Here is an 18,825-nt window from a genome sequence, read left to right on the forward strand (position 1 = left end):
ATCTATTTTAATAAAAAAGAATTATCCCTAACAAAAAAGCCGTAAAAGATAGATTCTTTTACGGCTGCAAATATAAGAATTTAAATTTAAAACTCTGCATTTTTAGGAGTTCTTGGGAATGGTATAACATCACGGATATTAAGCATACCTGTAACGAATAACATTAATCGTTCAAAGCCCAATCCAAATCCGGCATGAGGAGCAGTTCCGAATTTACGGGTTTCAAGATACCACCAAATAGGATCGGTATTCATTCCTGTCTCTTTAATTCTTTCCATCAATTTGTCATAATCAGCCTCACGTTCCGATCCTCCGATTATCTCACCGATTTTAGGGAATAAAACATCCATCCCTCTGACTGTTTTACCATCTTCATTCTGTTTCATGTAGAAAGACTTGATCTCTTTAGGATAGTCTGTCATTATTACAGGACGTTTGAAATGCTTTTCCACTAGATAGCGTTCATGCTCAGACTGAAGGTCTGCTCCCCAATATACAGGGAATTCGAATTTATGTCCGCTTTCTTCGAGAATTTTTACACCTTCGGTATATGTCAGACGAACAAAATCATTTGAAAGAACAAATTCAAGACGTTCAATCAATTCCTTATCATACATTTCGTTCAGGAATGCCAGATCCTCTTTACAATTATCCAGAGCATAACGAATCAGATATTTCAGGAAGTCTTCAGCCAAATCCATATTATCATGAATATCATAAAAAGCAACTTCCGGTTCAATCATCCAGAATTCGGCCAAATGTCGGGGAGTATTCGAGTTTTCGGCTCTGAATGTCGGGCCAAAAGTATATACCGCACCCAAAGCCATTGCACCCAATTCTCCTTCGAGCTGACCCGATACTGTCATATTAGTCTGACGTCCGAAAAAATCCTGACTATAATCAATCTTACCTTCTTCTGTTCTCGGTAGATTATTAAAATCCAGAGTTGTAGCCTGAAACATAGAGCCTGCACCTTCTGCATCGGAAGCCGTAATTATTGGCGTATGCAGATAAAAGAAGCCATGGTCGTTGAAATATTTATGAATAGCATACGACATATGGTGACGCATACGAAAAATGGCTCCGAATGTATTTGTTCTGGGACGTAAATGTGCTATCTCACGAAGAAATTCAAGAGAGTGCCCTTTTTTCTGCAAAGGGTATTCCTGTGCATCTGCTGTTCCGTATATTTCAATTTCGGTTGCCTGTATTTCTCCGTTTTGTCCTTTACCCTGCGATTCTACATATTTTCCGATAACATGGATACATGCACCTGTGGTAATAGGTTTCAGATTGTCTTCGCCAAACTTTTCTATATCTGCAACAATCTGAATATTATTAATAGTAGAACCGTCATTAAGAGCGATGAAGCTTACTTGTTTATTGCCTCGACGAGTACGTACCCATCCTTTAACACTCACCTGATCTCCAAATTTACATTGGGGTAAATCCGAAATTTTTGTCCTACGAATTGTTTCCATTTCTAATTTTAGTTTGTCTTAAGGTCACAGACCTTCTGTTAAATGTAAGCGTAAATATAATAAGGTCACAGACCTTTTTATTTCTTTGGTTTTATAAACCAGAAGTATATCTTATAGCATTTCCCTTAACTGAATAAAACAGTTAGTATAAATTAATTATACTAACTGTTCTTCTATTTTCTCAGTAATTATTCAAAAGCACCCATGCGTAGCATGTTCACCTCAGATTCGGTCAGATACCTCCAGCGTCCTCTCGGGATATTCTTTTTGGTCAATCCGGCAAAGTAAACACGATCGAGTTTCTGTACCTGATAACCTAGTTTTTCGAATATACGACGAACAATACGGTTACGTCCTGAGTGGATTTCAATACCTACTTCGTTCAAAATATCTTCTGCAACATAGGCTATAGAATCTGCATGGATTTCTCCATCTTCAAGATCTATACCATCGGCTATAGCCTGCATATCCTCGATTGCAACATCACGGTCAAGCTTTACCTGATAGATTTTTTTCTTCACATATTTTGGATGCATCAGCTTAGATGCTAAATCTCCGTCATTAGTAAGAAGCAATACACCTGTTGTATTTCTGTCAAGACGCCCAACTGGATAAATACGTTCGGGACATGCTCCTTTTACCAAATCCATTACAGTCTTTCTGTTTTGAGGATCATCTGAAGTTGTCACTGTATTTTTTGGTTTATTCAATAATACATAAACCTTACTTTCCAAACGAACGGGTTGATCATGAAATGTTATACTATCTCCGCGTGTAACCTTCGCTCCAAGTTCAGACACAACTTCTCCGTTTACTTTTACAACTCCGGCAGTAATGTAAGAGTCTGCTTCACGACGTGAACATACTCCGGCATTCGCCAGATACTTGTTTAAACGAATAGGTGTGCTGGGATCAAGATTTTCTTTATATTTAACCGGTTTCACCAATTGTTTCGGTCCTTTATTATTATCCCTTCTTTGGAATGAACCTCCACGGTTATCTCTCTGATCTCTGTTATTATAAGGACGACGATCGTTATCCCTATTATTGTCTCTTCCGCCTGATTGATATCCTCCGGACTGGTATCCTCCAGATCTGTTACTTCCCGATCTGTTTATAGAACGGCTTCCACCAGACTGGTACGAATTATTTCCGTAAGATCCCGATCTTCTGTCATCAGAGTTATAGCCTCCACTACGATTATCTCTGTTATAATCACGAGAATCGCGGTTATCCCGACTGTCCCTATTGTTGTACTCACGGTTAAGGGACGGACGTGCATCACCAACACGAGGGCGTTTTTTCTTTATTTCGCCGCCTTGGTTGTTTTTGTTGATAGATGGTCTGTTCGATGATGAATAACCATCCCGGCGTTCATTATCTCTGTCTGTAATCATCTTTGGTTAAATTTAGTTTTTATAAATTATTTATTTAAATAACCTCACGGCTATATTGTTGTGTTATACTCCCGTATAGGTCTGAGGCGTAATTTTCTTTAATTCTTCTTTAACGGATTCAGTAACAGATAATCCATTGATAAAATTCTCGATAGACTTAGCTGTTATAGCTTCGTTAGTTCGGGTCAATTCCTTCAAGGCTTCATAAGGCTTAGGATATCCTTCTCTGCGAAGAATAGTCTGAATAGCTTCTGCTACCACTGCCCAATTATGCTCAAGGTCTCGTTCCAAAGCATCCTTATTCAGGAGCAATTTACCCAATCCTTTCAATGTGCTTTGCAATGAGATGACAATGTGCCCCACGGGTACACCTACATTTCTCAAAACTGTTGAATCAGTCAGATCTCTTTGCAATCGGGATATCGGTAATTTGGATGATAAATGCTCAAGAATAGCATTGGCAATACCTAAGTTCCCTTCTGCATTTTCGAAGTCTATCGGGTTAACTTTGTGAGGCATTGCTGACGAGCCTATTTCTCCGGCTTTGATCTTCTGCTTAAAGTACTCCATCGAAATATACTGCCAAAAATCCCGATCCAAATCAATGATTATCGTGTTGATTCTTTTCAGTCCGTCAAAAATTGCAGCTAGATTATCATAGTTAGATATCTGTGTTGTATATTCTTCCCTGACCAATCCTAATTTCTCAGAAGTAAACTTCGAACCGAATTCTTTCCAGTTATATGCCGGATAAGCAACATTATGAGCATTATAATTACCCGTTGCTCCTCCGAATTTTGCAGTAAAAGGAATTGTCTGCAATTGTTGCAGTTGGTTCTCTAACCTACTTACAAATACCATAATCTCTTTACCCAAGCGAGTCGGGGATGCAGGCTGCCCATGCGTTTTTGCCAACATCGAAACATCCGACCATTCTTCGGCACGAGATCTTAAATGTTCTATCAATTCTTTTAACAACGGATAATACACTTTGTTCAATCCGTCTTTCAACGATAAAGGAATGGATGTATTATTTATATCTTGCGAAGTTAAACCAAAATGAATGAACTCTTTATACTTTTCCAATTTCAAAACGTCAAACTTTTCCTTAATGAAATATTCGACAGCTTTTACATCATGGTTTGTTATACTTTCTATTTCCTTGATATGGATTGCATCTTCTTCCGAAAAGCCGCTGACTATTTTACGTAATTCTGGAAATACGTTTTTATCTATATCCTGGAGCTGGGGCAATGGCAATTCGCATAAAGCGATGAAATATTCCACTTCGACATGTACCCGATATTTTATCAATGCATATTCCGAAAAGTAATCGGCCAGTTCCTCAGTCTTATTACGATAACGTCCATCAATCGGGCTGATGGCTGTTAGGGTATCTAATTTCATGGTGGATAAATATTTATCTATTCAATATAAAACAAGTTCAATACTTGTGATTATGTGTTTTATTACTTCCTAATTAACTAACAGGCTGAAATTATCCAGTCGTTTAATGGCTTAATAACCAATTATTGTCATACAAATTTCACTAACAAACAAGGCTAAAGCCTTAACCCTAACAAAGGTAGTTTTTTAAATTAATAATTTACAGTGATAATAACAAAATATTCATTAAATATGCTACAATTCGTGATTTTGATGCAAATTTTCTAATTTTGAAAGAAAATCAAGAGATTAAGGTCTCAGACCCATTTATTGTACACCAAGGTATAACTGCAATAGGCCGGTTATTACTTTAAAACATGATATTAAATACTTACTGTTACTTTGGAGACTATCCAAGCCCACAGTATGGAATAAAAAAACAAACAATGCTTGAACTTTGCCTTAATCCGGAGCAAGTAGAAGCCGGCTGCGATGAAGCCGGAAGAGGATGTCTTGCAGGTCCGGTATTTGCTGCCGCTGTTATTTTGCCTAAAGATTTCCGTTGCGATCTATTGAACGATTCGAAACAAGTAAAAGAAAAAGAAAGGTACGAACTTCGCTCTATTATCGAAAAAGAAGCTGTGGCTTGGGCTGTAGGCATTGTCGATCAGACGGAAATTGACAAAATCAATATACTGAATGCCTCTTTTCTGGCAATGCACAGAGCTCTCGATCAGTTATCCATTATACCCGAAAGCCTCTTAATAGATGGCAATAGATTTAAAAAATACAAAGAAATCAATCACACATGTATCATCAAAGGTGACGGAAAATATCTCCCAATAGCCGCAGCATCTATACTTGCAAAAACATACCGTGATGATTTTATGTTAAATCTGCATAACGAATATCCGGCCTACGGCTGGGACAGCAATAAAGGCTACCCTACCATAAAGCACAGGAAAGCAATAGAGCAATTCGGGGCAACACCTTATCACCGGATGACATTTACTCTACTCAACAAACAGCTCTCATTGGATTTTTAGCCTACTTTGCGAGGATTGCCGGGTTATTCACCGCAATTTCAATATTATCGGCAAGTTCATTCAGAAAGTACAGTGTACTTTTTTTGACATTCGCTCTAATTTCGTGTTTATCATCACTAATCGCAAGTGTCCTATCTGTAATTAACGATTCGGCTTTCACTGCTTTCTTCTCGTGAGGCAGCACATATGAAATATCTTTTATTTCCAAGATACACTTACTGTCAAAGATAAATGTATTGAAATGATATGTCATCATTACCTTCTCTCTCACATTCTTTGCGTTTGGAGGTAAAAGTAATTCTATTTTCGACCGTATCACAATCTCTTTATTCGTATTATCATACCTGATATTGGATATCAAAGGATCAGAAGCGTAATTCATTTTACACCACTCTTTCAGGTGCAGATAGCTGTTATTCTGATTAGAATATTTTAATGGGATTTCCTTGAGAAAAATCACTTTGCCTTCGAATGTCGGCACATAACTGAATTTTTCATTCTGCAGTAAATCCTGCGAATATGCTTCTGTCGCGAGCAAACTGATAGATATAATTAGAACAATTGTTTTAAATAATTTAGACATAGACTGATGTTTAATTCTGTAAAAAAGTGCAATTCCGTCTTTATACGGTCAGGAGTTATCATACCACTTATGCAAAAATAAAAAGAAAGAACAGAATCTGCTCTTTCTTTAACTTTAAATATAAAAAATTTTATTCTTCTCCTTTTGCTATAAGATAGTTCTTAAGGGTATTGGAGTACATTTCCAGAAGCTTTAACCTCAGGAATGGTATATCCTTATTTTCCAAATCTATTTTATTCATCTGTTTTGCCAGATAGTTTTCGAAATCAGCCTTTTGATCATCATTATATTTTTCAACAAATCGATCGGTCTGGTTCAATAAGTCAAAAGCAATATAATTACAAGGAAAAAATTCATAATTGAGATGTATCTCTCTGTCAATAACATGAGCAACAGCAGATGTCTGCTCTTTTTTTTCCAGCTCTTTTATTGGATCAAGTTTATCGTTGATTACCCGTCCGAATCTAAAATGGATATTCCCCTTGAAGCCAAGCAGCCCGATTTCCATATTACGGAGATCATCTATCTGAGCTTTTTTATATTCGGGATTATCTCTTTTCAACTGAAATTCTTTTGCCTTCAGGTAATCACATGGATCGAACTCATACGATATAGACATCGGTATAATATTCAATTCCTTAATACGATCAACAAAACATCCGGTCTCCGGCCACAAGGCTAACATTTTGAGCAGGCTTTCCTGAGTACGGTCATTAGAGTCCTTTGCTCTACCTTCCCTTTGGGCAAGCCATACAGACTCTTTCTTTTCGTTTATAGTATAGTGGATATATTCCGACATGTGCTTAGAAACCTCAAGCATCTGCCGTACAGACACTCCCCTCTTTACAAGGAAACTTTTATTTAGTTTCACCAGTTTTTCTATCCATGGATGTATCAGCAGATTATCTCCAATAGCAATCTCTGTTGTTTCCAGACCTTTTGAATTCAATGAAATATTGAGTATTCCAGCGTCAAGAATAATATCTCTGTGATTCGATATAAATAGGTGCGACCTATCCCTGCTGATATTTTCCCAACCTGAACTTTCGACCGAAGTCGCAGTTCTTTTGGTCAGCCCCCATACAGTTGGGGCGATCATTTGAGATTGAAAGTCGAATTTAGTATTATACTTAGACATTTCAGCCGAAAACTCCTCCCAGTTCACATCAGGCAGGATGTACTTTACGGCATGAAGAAATCCAGGATCAACGAGTAATTCCTGAATAGTGCTTTTTACCTGATCATCTTCCAACGGTGCTATGTCGCTGAACCTGTCGCTACTCATAAATTATTTTGCGTTTTTAAGATATTCATTTTCAATTATCTCAGACAATACATCCGTCATATTCATACCTGCGGCTTTTACCTGTTGAGGGATAAAACTGGTTGCAGTCATTCCCGGAGTTGTATTGACCTCTAATAAATACGGTGTTCCATCTGATATAATAAAGTCTGCCCTGATTATACCTTTAGCATCTACCAGATCGTAAATCTTCGATGTCAAAGCCTGTATGCGGGCAGTTATTTCTTCGGGTAATCGGGCGGGAGTTATCTCTTCCACCTGTCCCATATATTTTGCATTATAATCAAAAAACTCATTCTGAGTCACGACTTCCGTCAATGGAAGTAATACAACTCTTTCTTTTGTTTTATAACAGCCACATGTGACTTCCCTGCCGCTGATAAAGCTTTCGATAATCACATCAGAAGCCTCTCCAAATGCCGAATCGATGGCACTTTGCATATCTTCTCGAGATTTAACTTTGGCTGTAGCAAAACTCGATCCGCCTGTATTGGGTTTAACAAACACAGGAAGATTCAGATAATTGATTATTTCACCGATATCGTATTTTGTTTCTCTGCTTAAATATACTGATTTCGCAACATTGAATCCAAAGTTTTTAAGAAAATTATTGCAAACAAACTTATTAAAAGTTATCGCCGAAGCCATCATTCCACATGTCGAATAAGGAACATTCAACATATCGAGATAACCCTGAAGATGTCCGTCTTCTCCGGGAGTTCCATGTATTGTAATATAAGCAAAGTCTATTTTGATTCTGCCTCCGGCAGTTTGTATCGTAAAATCATTCTTATCAACAAGGCATTCCTGCCCGTCGATCTCAGCTGTCCAGCTATCTCTTGCTATTTTTACTTTATAAATATCATAGCGGTTTTTATCCATAAAAGAATAAATACCTTGCATGCTCTTTTCCGAAACTACACTTTCGGACGAGTAGCCGCCCCATACAATTGCGATATTTTTTTTCATGCTCTGTTGATACTAAGGTCTCAGACCTATTTGTTATATTTGACAGGTATAAACACAACTGAATGTTATACCCCGACAATTTTCTAATTAATATTAAAGGCTCTTGTTTTTTAGATTTATTACCTTTACAGGCATAACGACAGTCTGTTATCGCTAAAAAAACATATCATTAAGTGCTTTCTCTTACTTAATTTATTTCAAAAATCACGGCTGGAGATGTATCCTCTCCACTTCTCTATTAATTGCTGCATATCTGCAGGCACAGGACTTTCGAAGAGCATTTCTTCTCCGGTCGAAGGATGTACAAACCCTAAACTACGGGCATGCAATGCTTGTCTCGGACATATATTAAAACAGTTTTGGACAAACTGCTTATATTTAGTAAAAGTCGTACCTTTCAATATCTGATCACCACCATAGCGAGCATCGTTAAACAAAACATGTCCTATGTGTTTCATATGAACACGTATTTGATGCGTGCGTCCTGTTTCGAGTCTGCACTTCACCACCGATACATACCCAAGCCGTTCTATGACCTCGTAGTTAGTCACCGCCGGTTTACCATGCTCTCCATCTTCAAAAACCGTCATTTGCAAACGGTCTTTCACACTTCTCCCGATATTTCCTTCTATACGGCCTTTATCCTCTTCGACAGCCCCCCATACTACAGCAACATACTCCCGTTTTGTAGTTTTATTGAAAAACTGGGCTGAAAGATGAGCCTTTGCATTCGGATTTTTAGCAATGACCAATAATCCCGATGTATCTTTATCAATACGGTGTACCAGTCCCAATCGAGGATCTTTAGCGTCGTATTCTGGCGTATCTTTCAGATGATATGCTATTGCATTTACAAGAGTGCCTGTATAATTTCCGTGTCCGGGGTGTACGACCAATCCGGGCTGTTTATTAATGACCATCAAGTCATTATCTTCATAAACTATATCAAGGGGTAAATCTTCGGGAATAATTTCGAGTTCACGCTTCGGCCTATCCATCACGATGGTTATCACATCGTTTGGCTTCACCTTATAATTAGATTTTACAGCAACACCGTTGGCAAGAATACATCCAGCATCGGCAGCACACTGTATCCGGTTTCTCGAAATGCCTTCTATGCGGCAAGTTATAAATTTATCTACTCGTAGTAAACTCTGTCCTTTATCGGCTACAAACCGGTAATGTTCGTATTGTTCAGATGCCGATTCATCTTGATCTTCATCAAGAAGATCATCTATTTCTTCGTTAGGATCGATCATCATTAATATATTTCGGTCGTTGTAGTATCTATTTCGGTACTATCTGCTGATACACCTCCATCTCCGACCCTAAGGGTAAGCACTGAGTTTTTAGGTATTTTTTGACCTGCTTTAACGGTTACTCCTCTATAGGCTACTCCAAAAACAAGATCCTGATACTGAGAAGGAACTTTTTCTATATTTATCCGACTAAAGCCTAATGCTTTAAGCAACGCCTCAGCCTGCCTCAGCGAAGCATCTTCCAGATCAGGCATAGAAACAAGCTGTTCACTTTTCGCCTGCACAGTAAGATATATGGTTCGTCCTTCTTTCACATGTGATTTTCCGAGAGGAATTTGTTCAACGATCGCACCGGGTACACCATCCTGATTATACACAGAGTCTACTACCTCATAGCGAAGGCTCGACGATGCAATAATAGATGCTGCATCCTGAACCTGAAGCCCTTTTAAACCCGGCACTTCTATCGACTCATTATGGCGTGTATATTTATTCAGGCAAAATAAAGTTATCGCAATCAATATAACAGCCAGGATAAGCATTAATAAGACATTCCTGACATATATGTTAGTTGTTATCTTTTTCAAAAAGTCTACCATTTTGATTTCCTATTTATGGACAATACATCCGAATTGCAAAAGTATTAAAAAATATATGAAAGCATATGCTTTTCACTTTTTTTGTATGAAGAGGAAGGTTTTGATGTCCGGATTTTAGCATAACGGAATCACGTAAAACACGGTAAACTGCATAAAAACCAAAAGGATAATCTACTTTTAGCAGACTATCCTTTTGATTTCTTATGTGAAATAAAGAAGCTTGAAAACTTTAAGGTCTCAGATCTTATTCAGCCTTTGTTATAGGGATCTGCCGTTTTACTCCCTGGCTCAAAGAGATCATTGTTTCGGTAGCCACAACTCCGGGGATTTCCTGGATTTTGTTATTCAATAAGTCCATTAAGTGTTCGTTGTCTCTAGCATAAAGTTTCACTAGGATTGTATAAGGTCCTGTAGTAAAATGAGATTCTACAATCTCGGGAATTTTATCCAACTCGGGTATAACGGTTTTATACATAGAACCTTTTTCAAGTTTTACCCCGATATAAGTACATGTATTATATCCTAAAACTTTAGGATTGATTATATAACCCGAACCGATGATCACTTTCATCTCTATCATTCGCTGCACACGCTGATGAATAGCCGCACGCGAAACACCACACTCCAAAGCCACATCCTTGAATGGGATACGGGCATTCTGAGATATTATCTCCAGAATCTTTTTGTCAAGTTTATCGATTTTCTCCATATTCTATCTTTTTATTAGATTTAACTGCCAAATATAATGGTATTTTTTTGATATACCGCTTTTTTATATAAAAAGACTCACTTTCACTTACTATTTATTGTAAAAAAAGACATTTTAAGAGATTCTTAAATAAATAAAATGCTCTGACATATATTGCCAGAGCATTTTATTATTATCATTTTGTATGATATTACTTCTCGATGCTAACTAGTTCGATATCGAAGATCAAAGTAGAGAAAGGAGAGATAGAGCCAGCTTGCTGACCGCCATAAGCTAAATCGTAAGGGATATATAATGTCCATTTTGATCCGGCAGGCATCAATTGCAATGCTTCTGTCCAACCTTTAATAACCTGTCCAACTCCAAATACAGCAGGATCTTTACCTTCATTTGTTTCGAATACAGTTCCGTCGATCAAAGATCCTTTATAGAATACTTTCACACGGTCTGTTGCAGCAGGTTTTGCTCCGGCTCCTTGTTTTACCACTTTGTATTGAAGTCCGCTAGGAAGTGTTACAACACCATCTTTAGCTTTGTTTTCTGCAAGGAATTTCTGTCCTGCTTCAATTTGTGGCTGATATTGAGCTTTCAACTCTTCTTCGTGTTTAGCCTGAGCTCTTTTTTGAGACTCCATTGCTTTAGTCTGAACCAATTCAGAAGAATTTGCAATAGCAATCTTTTCATGTTTCAAAGAATTCAAAACACCGGCAAGTAAAGCAGTTTTGTTTATCTTAGCTGAGTCCAGCACTTGATTTTCGAAATTTTCAGACATTTGTTTCAATTGTCCTCCGATCTGAAGACCATTGAAATAAGCATCCTGATCTTTGCTGCTTGAATTGAAGCTTTCGTTAAGACCTTTTATAAACAAAGCAAGGTTTTTAGAATTAGCTTTATTTAGAGAGTCCAATTTTGTTGTCAATTCTTTTTCTAAAGTAGCTTTTTTAGCAGCATCAGATTCAGCTGCGATACGCTGAGCGTACGAAGCCTTGAACATAGCAGTATCTTGTGTTACTCCTAATTGGGTCAAGTATTGGCTAAGACCGCTTTCAGCTAATTGTACTCCATAAGCATAAGATAAAGAGTCAACTTCTGTTTTTAATGATGCGTTAGGAGTTGCAGTTCCTCCATCGCAAGAAGCTACTGAAGCTCCGATTGCAGCAATCGCACCTAGTGCTAGAATTTGAAATTTTTTCATTGTTAAGGCAAATGTATTTAATAAGTAATTATTTACTTGTTTCTTTAAAAAAGTATTTCTTTCAAATATTGATTATACGATATCCAAAACTTCTACCTCGAACACCAAAGTCGAGTTAGGCTCGATAGACTGTCCGGCTCCTTGTGCTCCGTAAGCAAGATCCGATGGGATAAAAAGTTTCCATTTAGAACCAACCGGCATCAACTGTAAAGCTTCTACCCATCCTTTGATAACCTGATTAACACCGAATGTTGCAGGTGTACCACGCTGAACACTGCTATCGAAAACAGTACCATCGATCAATGTTCCATGATAATGGCATTTTACCTGATCGGTAGCCGCAGGAATCTTTCCGTTTCCTTCTTTAATTATCTCATATTGTAATCCGCTGGGAAGAGTAACTACGCCTGGACGATTTTTATTGATAGCAAGAAACTCTTGTCCTGCTTTCAGATTTATAGTCAGTTTTTCGTCTTGTAATTTGGTGAAGTATTCGTTGATTACGTTTTTTGCTTCATCGTAATTCATCGATGTCTGCTTTTGGTTCAATACATCATCTATAGCTTTAGCGAATGTTTCTATATCAAGCTTATTGATTCCCGAACTTAAAAAATTATTGGCGATGCTCAGACCTAAAGCATAACTGATTTTATCCATTTGTTTTTCAATTAAAAAATAGGGATTTATTCCCTGTTTGGTTTATTACATACTTTGTTGCTGCAAAAGTAATTCTTTTAGCGATATTTTATCTAACTTTCGTTCTCGAAATTATATCTTATTTGAAGAGAGATCTGTTAAATCTTTCAAAAAAATGTGTGAAAATGAAGAATATAGTAGTTCTGACAGGAGCAGGAATGAGTGCAGAAAGCGGAATCGCAACATTCAGGGATTCCGGAGGTTTATGGGATCAATATAAAGTAGAAGATGTAGCCACTCCCGAGGGATTTATGCGCAATCCCCAGCTGGTTCTTGATTTCTATAATAAAAGACGTCGGGAGACAATTAATGCAAAACCGAATAAAGGACATCTGCTGCTAGCATCTCTGCAGGAAAAGTACAGTGTAGACATTATCACACAGAATGTAGACAATCTTCATGAAAAGGCAGGAAGCAAACATGTGCTGCACCTGCATGGAGAGTTAATGAAAATACGGTCGTCCCGAAATCCGGATCTGATTATGGACGCCGACCCTCAAAATCCCGATACCAAACTTGGAGACAAAAGCCCGGACGGCTCACAAATCCGCCCTCATATTGTTTGGTTCGGAGAAGCCGTTCCTATGATGTACGAAGCTGAGAAAATTACCGAACAAGCCGATATCCTTATCGTAATAGGAACCTCCCTCAATGTATATCCTGCTGCAGGTTTAGTAAATTACGTTTCACCTGATACTCCGATCTACCTGATAGACCCGAAAGATGTTTCGATATACCGTCCGAATGTAACTTTCATAAAAAAAGGCGCATCAGAAGGAATGAGTGACCTTATTAAATTACTGGAAAAGTAAGAATCCCTAATCGTTTTTACTATTTGACTTCTTCGTAATCGACATACTCGCCTTCGTCTTTACTGAAGACTTTACCCTGAGGCTGCTGCCCCGCATCAGACGTAGAACTATCGTTATGAGATTGTTGATTGTTGCGGGATGTACCGCCGAATGACGATGAGACTCTTGCCCCTTTCGTGAAAAGACGCAGGAATCGAAGAATAAATCCCACTCCTAATCCAATGATCAGGAGAAATATAAGTAATATGAAGAGTAAAAAGCTGCCCATTTTCTATTTCCGTTTGGAGTTTTAAAGGTTTTCGACCTTTTTAAGGTTCCAGATCTATTTATTGACTTTGTAAGCACAAAAGCAACAAGTAGTTATTACTCCATAATGCATCATTAAATACTTTCTGTTACCTAATTTATCGAATTACATAAACACTAAGGTATGATAACGAAACTTATCATAAGCCTAAAAATACGGCAAAAGACATTAACGAGGAAAACTTTTTGTAAAATTTAACGACTATACAGGCTTACCGCCTTTCCTGGTCATGAGGTATCAACCGTTTTTTGACTGAGTGCGCTTGGCTGACACGACTGACAATATGATATATAAAATAATCCCTGCTGCTATGCCCAATACATTCCAAAGTATAACTGCCGCTATCATAAAAACAACCAAAAGGTAACGAAGTTCATTTCCTTTTAATTTCAGGCTCTTGATTTTTAGTGAAAACATAGGTATTTCAACAATCATCAACAACGAAAATACAATAATAAGAACAATGGTCGGATAAAAAAGAAACAGCTGTGTCAGTTCATCAAAACGGCTTGCTCCAAGACAAAAGCTAATCCAGAACAAAGCATTGGCAGGAGTCGGCAATCCGATAAATGTAGTTGACTGCCTCTCATCTATATTAAATTTTGCAAGACGCAGACCTGAAAATATAACCAATAAGAAACTTATATAAGGAATAAGTTCACGCAGATAAAAAGAAGTCCCATCGGAAAAATCAAAAAGAGGAGACCCTAAAGTGTTATTTGTGGATAGAAAATGAAAAACAGCCAAAGCCGGCGCCAATCCGAAACTAACCATGTCGGCGAGAGAATCCAATTCCTTTCCCAAAGGAGAATAAGCCTTCAACAGACGAGCCGAAAAGCCATCGAAAAAATCAAATACAGCTCCCGTAATAACCCAAATCACCACCCATAAATAATTACCGTTAAACGCCATAACACAGGCGATACAACCCGAAAGGACATTCATGGATGTAAGGAAATTGGGTATATGCTTTTTCATTTTCTATATTTTTTGAGGAAGTTCTCCTATTACAGTCTGGTTACCGGTTACATTCTGATCAAGAGTAACATTGATTTTGGTATCAAGAGGCAAGAACAAATCCACTCGGGATCCAAGTTTTATAAATCCCATATGATCATCAATATGCGCACGTTCTCCTTCTTCGGGATATGTAACGATACGCTTAGCCATGGCTCCGGCTATCTGACGCATAAGCACTTCCACCCCGTCGTCTCTTCGTATAACAACTGTCGATCTTTCGTTTTCGACACTTGATTTTGGCAGATATGCAGCCTGAAACCGTCCGTTATGATGTTTTTTAAAGATCACTGTTCCATTCACCGGAAACCAGTTGGCATGAACATTCAACGGCGACATAAAAACAGATACCTGTAAACGATTATCTTTAAAATATTCGGATTCGAATACTTCTTCTATCGCAACAATCCTTCCATCGGCCGGACATACTATCGAATTATCCATATCTCCTTTGAATCGTCTGAACGGGCTTCTATAAAAATTCAGAACAATAAAAAAGAAAACGACTGATGCACTTAATACTACATATGTGAAAATATTTTTCCCGAAAAAGTAAACCAATGCGCCATTTATAACAGATAAGATTATAAACAGAATTACCAGTTCGCTACGTCCTTCATGATGCAATTTCATTCTTAAAACTTATTTTAAGGTCTCAGACCTATTTTAATTCACATTCATTATATTGATTGTCTATTATTGCCTGTTCTTAGATAACATAACAATCACCCCTTGCGAATAAGATACAAATTTTCTTGAATATTTATTCTTCAGTCGCTATTTTTCGTGGAGCAAAAATATTCTTATTTATGCAAACTGCAAAATAATCAGAAGATATAAAAGCCGGAAGCACCGGATATGCAGGCAACATTTGTGTTGCGAACATCTTATAATAAAACAAAAAAGCCGGAACGAACCATTCTGATTCAGTTCCGACCTTCTTATATAAGTTTATTACAATACGTATAATGAGCTGATAGATTCGTTATTACAAACCCTTCTGATAGAGTCTGCAAAGACATCCGCAATAGACAGAATAGTCACCTTTTCGCATTTTTTAGAATAAGGTATACTGTCTGTAAATAACATCTCAGAGAGAGCCGATTTATCCACTCTTTCGGATGCAGGGTCAGACATCACCGCATGGCTGGCAATCGCCCTCACCGAACGGGCTCCGTGAGACATCATCAAATCGGCAGCCTTGGTTATTGTTCCGGCAGTATCTACAATATCGTCAACCAAAAGAACATCCATTCCTTCAACATCTCCGATAATTTGCATTTCCGATATTTCATTTGCTTTCTTTCTGAGCTTGTAACAGATTACCATCGGTACTCCGAAATATTTCGCATAAGAACTGGCACGTTTTGTACCTCCGACATCGGGCGTTGCTATAACGAGATTTTCTTTATCGAGAGTGTCTATATAATTGGTAAAGATAGCCGAAGCATAAAGGTGGTCTACAGGAACATCAAAGAACCCTTGTATCTGGTCGGCATGCAAGTCCATTGTGATCAAACGGTTTATTCCAGCTGCACCCAGCATATCGGCAATAAGTTTTGCACCGATAGACACACGGGGTTTATCCTTACGGTCTTGTCTTGCCCAACCGAAATACGGAATAACAGCGACAATAGATCTGGCCGAAGCTCTTTTGGCTGCATCAATCATAAGAAGCAGTTCCATCAGGTTATCTGAAGATGGATAAGTAGACTGTATCAGAAAAACCTGACGTCCACGGATTGATTCTTCGTACGATACAGAAAACTCTCCATCGGCAAAACGCTGTATGTTCATGTTACCAAGGGGACAGCCTAGACTGTTACAAATTTTTTCTGCTAAATAACGGGAATTAGTTCCGGAGAAGATTTTAAATGGTATTGATTCCATTGATGAGCTTTTTATGATCTCAGACCTTTTATTACATTGGTAAATAAAATAATCTAAGCCAGTTATGATTGAAATTAATATATTTTTTACTTATCTACTGATTTACGCATGCAAATTTACAAAACAAATCATTACCAGTTAAATATCAACTGTGAAAATATCAGGAGTTCAAAACTTTTTTATCATTTTGACAGACAATCATAGGCTGAACGGCATATACATCAGAGATATACTATAAATATTATCACACTTTCAGGCTCAGATCTTCTTGATCTCCTTATTTTCGCTGACTCTGTTTATAATCGCCTGATTCTTTATTTTTTCAAATTCTTTCTGCGCAGCCTCGTATCCGATATTAGCTATTTCCTGAGTATGATCAAGCGTAAACATGGCATATTTCGACAGAGCGTTAGTTTCAATTAATATATCACACAGCTTACGGTCGGCAAACGAATTAGAGACCGACATATAATGAAATGACCGCTCGGCAATATACAGCAACGAGTTTTTATACTCCTGCTTAGTCAGTGGCGCAACGTTTACTCCGATAACCGTTTCGCAATCGAACCGGATAGGGGTAACAGGAAAATTCTTAAACAATCCTCCATCAACATAATACACTTCATTAATCAATGCGGGAGTAAATATAATAGGAAAAGCACATGACGCTATAACAGCAGGAATGAGAGGTCCCTTATCGAATACAACGCTGGTTCCGTTCGCCAGATCCGTTGCTATTATCTTCATGGGTATCTGCAGATCTTCGAAAGTTTTAGCCTTAAGATGAGTTTTTAGAAAACGCTTAAACCTATCCGTTTTAAATATTCCTGTATGAGGAATAGTTAATTCGGCAAATTCTTTAAATGATTTTTTCTTGAAGAACGACATTATTTCATCCGGACTATTCCCGTCCGCATAAAGCACACCGGCAAAGGCTCCGGCACTGGTTCCGGCTATAATATCAGGATGGAGCCCCTGCTCATCCATGGCCTTCAGCACTCCGATATGGGCAAAGCCTTTAGCTCCACCACCACTTAATGCTAAACCCAGTTTATATTTATATTCTTCATCTTCGTGAGGCATAAAACCCGAGTATTAAGGTCTCCGACCTATTTATCTGTATATTACAGAACAACTAAACAAGATTATTGTTAAGCAGTTCAATTTCCAAATTTAAGTAAAAAAAAGGATTTAATAGTATGCTTCTAATTTGTAACCGGTTTGAGGCATTTTATTCACCATCGTAACAAAAAAATCTAAGATCTTAGACTAATTATTCTTTGTCAAACTCGAATTTCAAAAACGGAACAATATGCGGTGCAAATGGCTGCACGTACTTATACATTTTAGAGCGGTTGATTGTATCTTCGCTTATTATATAGTGTTTTGAATCGATCTTCCCTATTAAATTTATCACTATACTTATTGCCAACATCCACTTAACAAGGCAAAGAACTACTCCTGCCAACCGGTTCAGAGTCCCCATCTTTGCGGCTTCAATCACGCCTTGAATCAAAGTACCCAACAAATAAAAAGCTAACATAATAAGGGCAAATGCCAGCATATACGAAAGGGGAGCCAGTATATATTCCGACGAATGGCTTTTACCTTGCAACACCGGCAAAAGAATAGATGATATCTGACCGGACAATATAGCACCGGCAATTAATCCCGCCAAAGTCGCCAGCTGTTTAATCAAGCCAGTCTTATATCCTTTAAAGACACAATATATAACAACAATGTATATCAATATATCAAACCAAGTCATCTCTTTATCTGTTAAGGATTCAGATTTAAAACAACAAAAGTAAGAATTAATTAATTCTTACTTTTCGATATTGTCAGGTTTTACTGATAAATTCCTTATTTCGCAGCTTCGTCAGATACAGAAAGTTTAGCTCTTCCTTTTGCTCTGCGTGCAGCCAATACTCTGCGTCCATTAGCTGTAGCCATTCTTAAGCGGAAGCCGTGTTTGTTTATTCTCTTTCTTCTTGAGGGTTGAAAAGTTCTTTTCATCGCTTTATATATTTTTTCGTTATTATTTTCTGAAATCTGAATTCGGCTTGCAAAAGTAGAGAGTTTATTTTAAATATACAAGAATATTCCAATTTTAACTTACCAAAATCATTGTATATTAAGTAATAGTCCATATTCGACCTTTATTTTAATCCATGGA

The 18,825-nt window shown here is 37.7% G+C and carries 20 protein-coding genes; 2 read left to right on the forward strand and 18 right to left on the reverse strand.

The genetic code is table 11. The features are described from left to right. Positions 1 to 86: 86 nt before the first annotated feature. From asnS to purB, 3 genes are all read right to left on the reverse strand, one after another. Positions 87 to 1,481, reverse strand: a complete 1,395-nt coding sequence (asnS, locus tag AABJ51_RS11740; RefSeq protein WP_338372727.1) for an asparagine--tRNA ligase — start codon at positions 1,479 to 1,481, stop codon at positions 87 to 89. Positions 1,482 to 1,669: 188 nt separating this feature from the next. Then, on the reverse strand, positions 1,670 to 2,878 hold the full coding sequence (locus AABJ51_RS11745) for a pseudouridine synthase (protein ID WP_134436903.1): 1,209 nt from the start codon (positions 2,876 to 2,878) through the stop codon (positions 1,670 to 1,672). Between the two features lie 63 nt (positions 2,879 to 2,941). Next, positions 2,942 to 4,285, reverse strand: coding sequence for an adenylosuccinate lyase (gene purB / locus AABJ51_RS11750; protein ID WP_338372728.1), 1,344 nt, complete (start codon positions 4,283 to 4,285; stop codon positions 2,942 to 2,944). Between the two features lie 425 nt (positions 4,286 to 4,710). Between purB and rnhB the strand changes: the two genes are divergently transcribed. Beyond that, on the forward strand, positions 4,711 to 5,310 hold the full coding sequence (gene rnhB / locus AABJ51_RS11755; protein WP_134436904.1) for a ribonuclease HII: 600 nt from the start codon (positions 4,711 to 4,713) through the stop codon (positions 5,308 to 5,310). A 1-nt stretch (position 5,311) separates the two neighbouring features. Here the strand turns inward: rnhB and AABJ51_RS11760 are convergent, their stop codons facing one another. From AABJ51_RS11760 to bamJ (AABJ51_RS11795), 8 genes are all read right to left on the reverse strand, one after another. Beyond that, complete coding sequence (locus AABJ51_RS11760) at positions 5,312 to 5,893, reverse strand: DUF4468 domain-containing protein (RefSeq protein ID WP_051290768.1); 582 nt, start codon at positions 5,891 to 5,893, stop codon at positions 5,312 to 5,314. A gap of 130 nt (positions 5,894 to 6,023) precedes the next feature. Then, positions 6,024 to 7,178, reverse strand: coding sequence for a 1-acyl-sn-glycerol-3-phosphate acyltransferase (locus AABJ51_RS11765; protein WP_338372729.1), 1,155 nt, complete (start codon positions 7,176 to 7,178; stop codon positions 6,024 to 6,026). Positions 7,179 to 7,181: 3 nt separating this feature from the next. Further along, complete coding sequence (locus tag AABJ51_RS11770) at positions 7,182 to 8,165, reverse strand: D-alanine--D-alanine ligase (RefSeq protein WP_338372730.1); 984 nt, start codon at positions 8,163 to 8,165, stop codon at positions 7,182 to 7,184. 197 nt (positions 8,166 to 8,362) lie between these two features. Beyond that, the gene (locus tag AABJ51_RS11775; RefSeq protein WP_374116880.1) at positions 8,363 to 9,424 is read right to left on the reverse strand and encodes an RluA family pseudouridine synthase; all 1,062 of its coding nucleotides are present in this window, start codon (positions 9,422 to 9,424) and stop codon (positions 8,363 to 8,365) included. Positions 9,425 to 9,426: 2 nt separating this feature from the next. Next, the gene (locus AABJ51_RS11780) at positions 9,427 to 10,011 is read right to left on the reverse strand and encodes a PASTA domain-containing protein (protein WP_338372731.1); all 585 of its coding nucleotides are present in this window, start codon (positions 10,009 to 10,011) and stop codon (positions 9,427 to 9,429) included. A gap of 256 nt (positions 10,012 to 10,267) precedes the next feature. Beyond that, entirely contained in the window at positions 10,268 to 10,732 is a 465-nt protein-coding gene (locus tag AABJ51_RS11785) for an Lrp/AsnC family transcriptional regulator (RefSeq protein WP_026627017.1), read from the reverse strand. 190 nt (positions 10,733 to 10,922) lie between these two features. Beyond that, positions 10,923 to 11,927, reverse strand: coding sequence for a BamJ family beta-barrel-assembly machinery protein (gene bamJ, locus AABJ51_RS11790; protein WP_026627016.1), 1,005 nt, complete (start codon positions 11,925 to 11,927; stop codon positions 10,923 to 10,925). Between the two features lie 72 nt (positions 11,928 to 11,999). Beyond that, on the reverse strand, positions 12,000 to 12,584 hold the full coding sequence (bamJ, locus tag AABJ51_RS11795; RefSeq protein WP_026627015.1) for a BamJ family beta-barrel-assembly machinery protein: 585 nt from the start codon (positions 12,582 to 12,584) through the stop codon (positions 12,000 to 12,002). 164 nt (positions 12,585 to 12,748) lie between these two features. Between bamJ (AABJ51_RS11795) and AABJ51_RS11800 the strand changes: the two genes are divergently transcribed. Next, positions 12,749 to 13,435, forward strand: a complete 687-nt coding sequence (locus AABJ51_RS11800; RefSeq protein WP_338372732.1) for an SIR2 family NAD-dependent protein deacylase — start codon at positions 12,749 to 12,751, stop codon at positions 13,433 to 13,435. A gap of 19 nt (positions 13,436 to 13,454) precedes the next feature. On the opposite strand, the gene AABJ51_RS11805 is transcribed toward AABJ51_RS11800, so the two are convergent. The 7 genes from AABJ51_RS11805 to rpmH form a co-directional block, all read right to left on the reverse strand. Continuing rightward, entirely contained in the window at positions 13,455 to 13,703 is a 249-nt protein-coding gene (locus tag AABJ51_RS11805) for a DUF4834 family protein (protein ID WP_338372733.1), read from the reverse strand. A gap of 276 nt (positions 13,704 to 13,979) precedes the next feature. Next, positions 13,980 to 14,720 (reverse strand): CDP-alcohol phosphatidyltransferase family protein, encoded by a 741-nt coding sequence (locus tag AABJ51_RS11810; RefSeq protein WP_338372734.1) that lies wholly within the window; start codon positions 14,718 to 14,720, stop codon positions 13,980 to 13,982. A 3-nt stretch (positions 14,721 to 14,723) separates the two neighbouring features. Further along, positions 14,724 to 15,392: a phosphatidylserine decarboxylase family protein gene (locus tag AABJ51_RS11815; RefSeq protein WP_134436912.1), complete on the reverse strand. Its 669-nt coding sequence runs from the start codon at positions 15,390 to 15,392 to the stop codon at positions 14,724 to 14,726. 321 nt (positions 15,393 to 15,713) lie between these two features. Then, positions 15,714 to 16,649, reverse strand: a complete 936-nt coding sequence (locus AABJ51_RS11820) for a ribose-phosphate pyrophosphokinase (RefSeq protein ID WP_026627010.1) — start codon at positions 16,647 to 16,649, stop codon at positions 15,714 to 15,716. Between the two features lie 258 nt (positions 16,650 to 16,907). After that, positions 16,908 to 17,732, reverse strand: a complete 825-nt coding sequence (locus tag AABJ51_RS11825) for a patatin-like phospholipase family protein (protein ID WP_338372735.1) — start codon at positions 17,730 to 17,732, stop codon at positions 16,908 to 16,910. 190 nt (positions 17,733 to 17,922) lie between these two features. Continuing rightward, the gene (locus tag AABJ51_RS11830) at positions 17,923 to 18,417 is read right to left on the reverse strand and encodes a CvpA family protein (protein ID WP_026627008.1); all 495 of its coding nucleotides are present in this window, start codon (positions 18,415 to 18,417) and stop codon (positions 17,923 to 17,925) included. 95 nt (positions 18,418 to 18,512) lie between these two features. After that, positions 18,513 to 18,665, reverse strand: coding sequence for a 50S ribosomal protein L34 (rpmH, locus tag AABJ51_RS11835; protein WP_026627007.1), 153 nt, complete (start codon positions 18,663 to 18,665; stop codon positions 18,513 to 18,515). Positions 18,666 to 18,825 lie beyond the last annotated feature (160 nt).

The sequence above is a fragment of the Indolivaga capnocytophagoides genome, from assembly GCF_036511535.1.
GTDB lineage: Bacteria > Bacteroidota > Bacteroidia > Bacteroidales > Dysgonomonadaceae > Dysgonomonas_A > Dysgonomonas_A capnocytophagoides.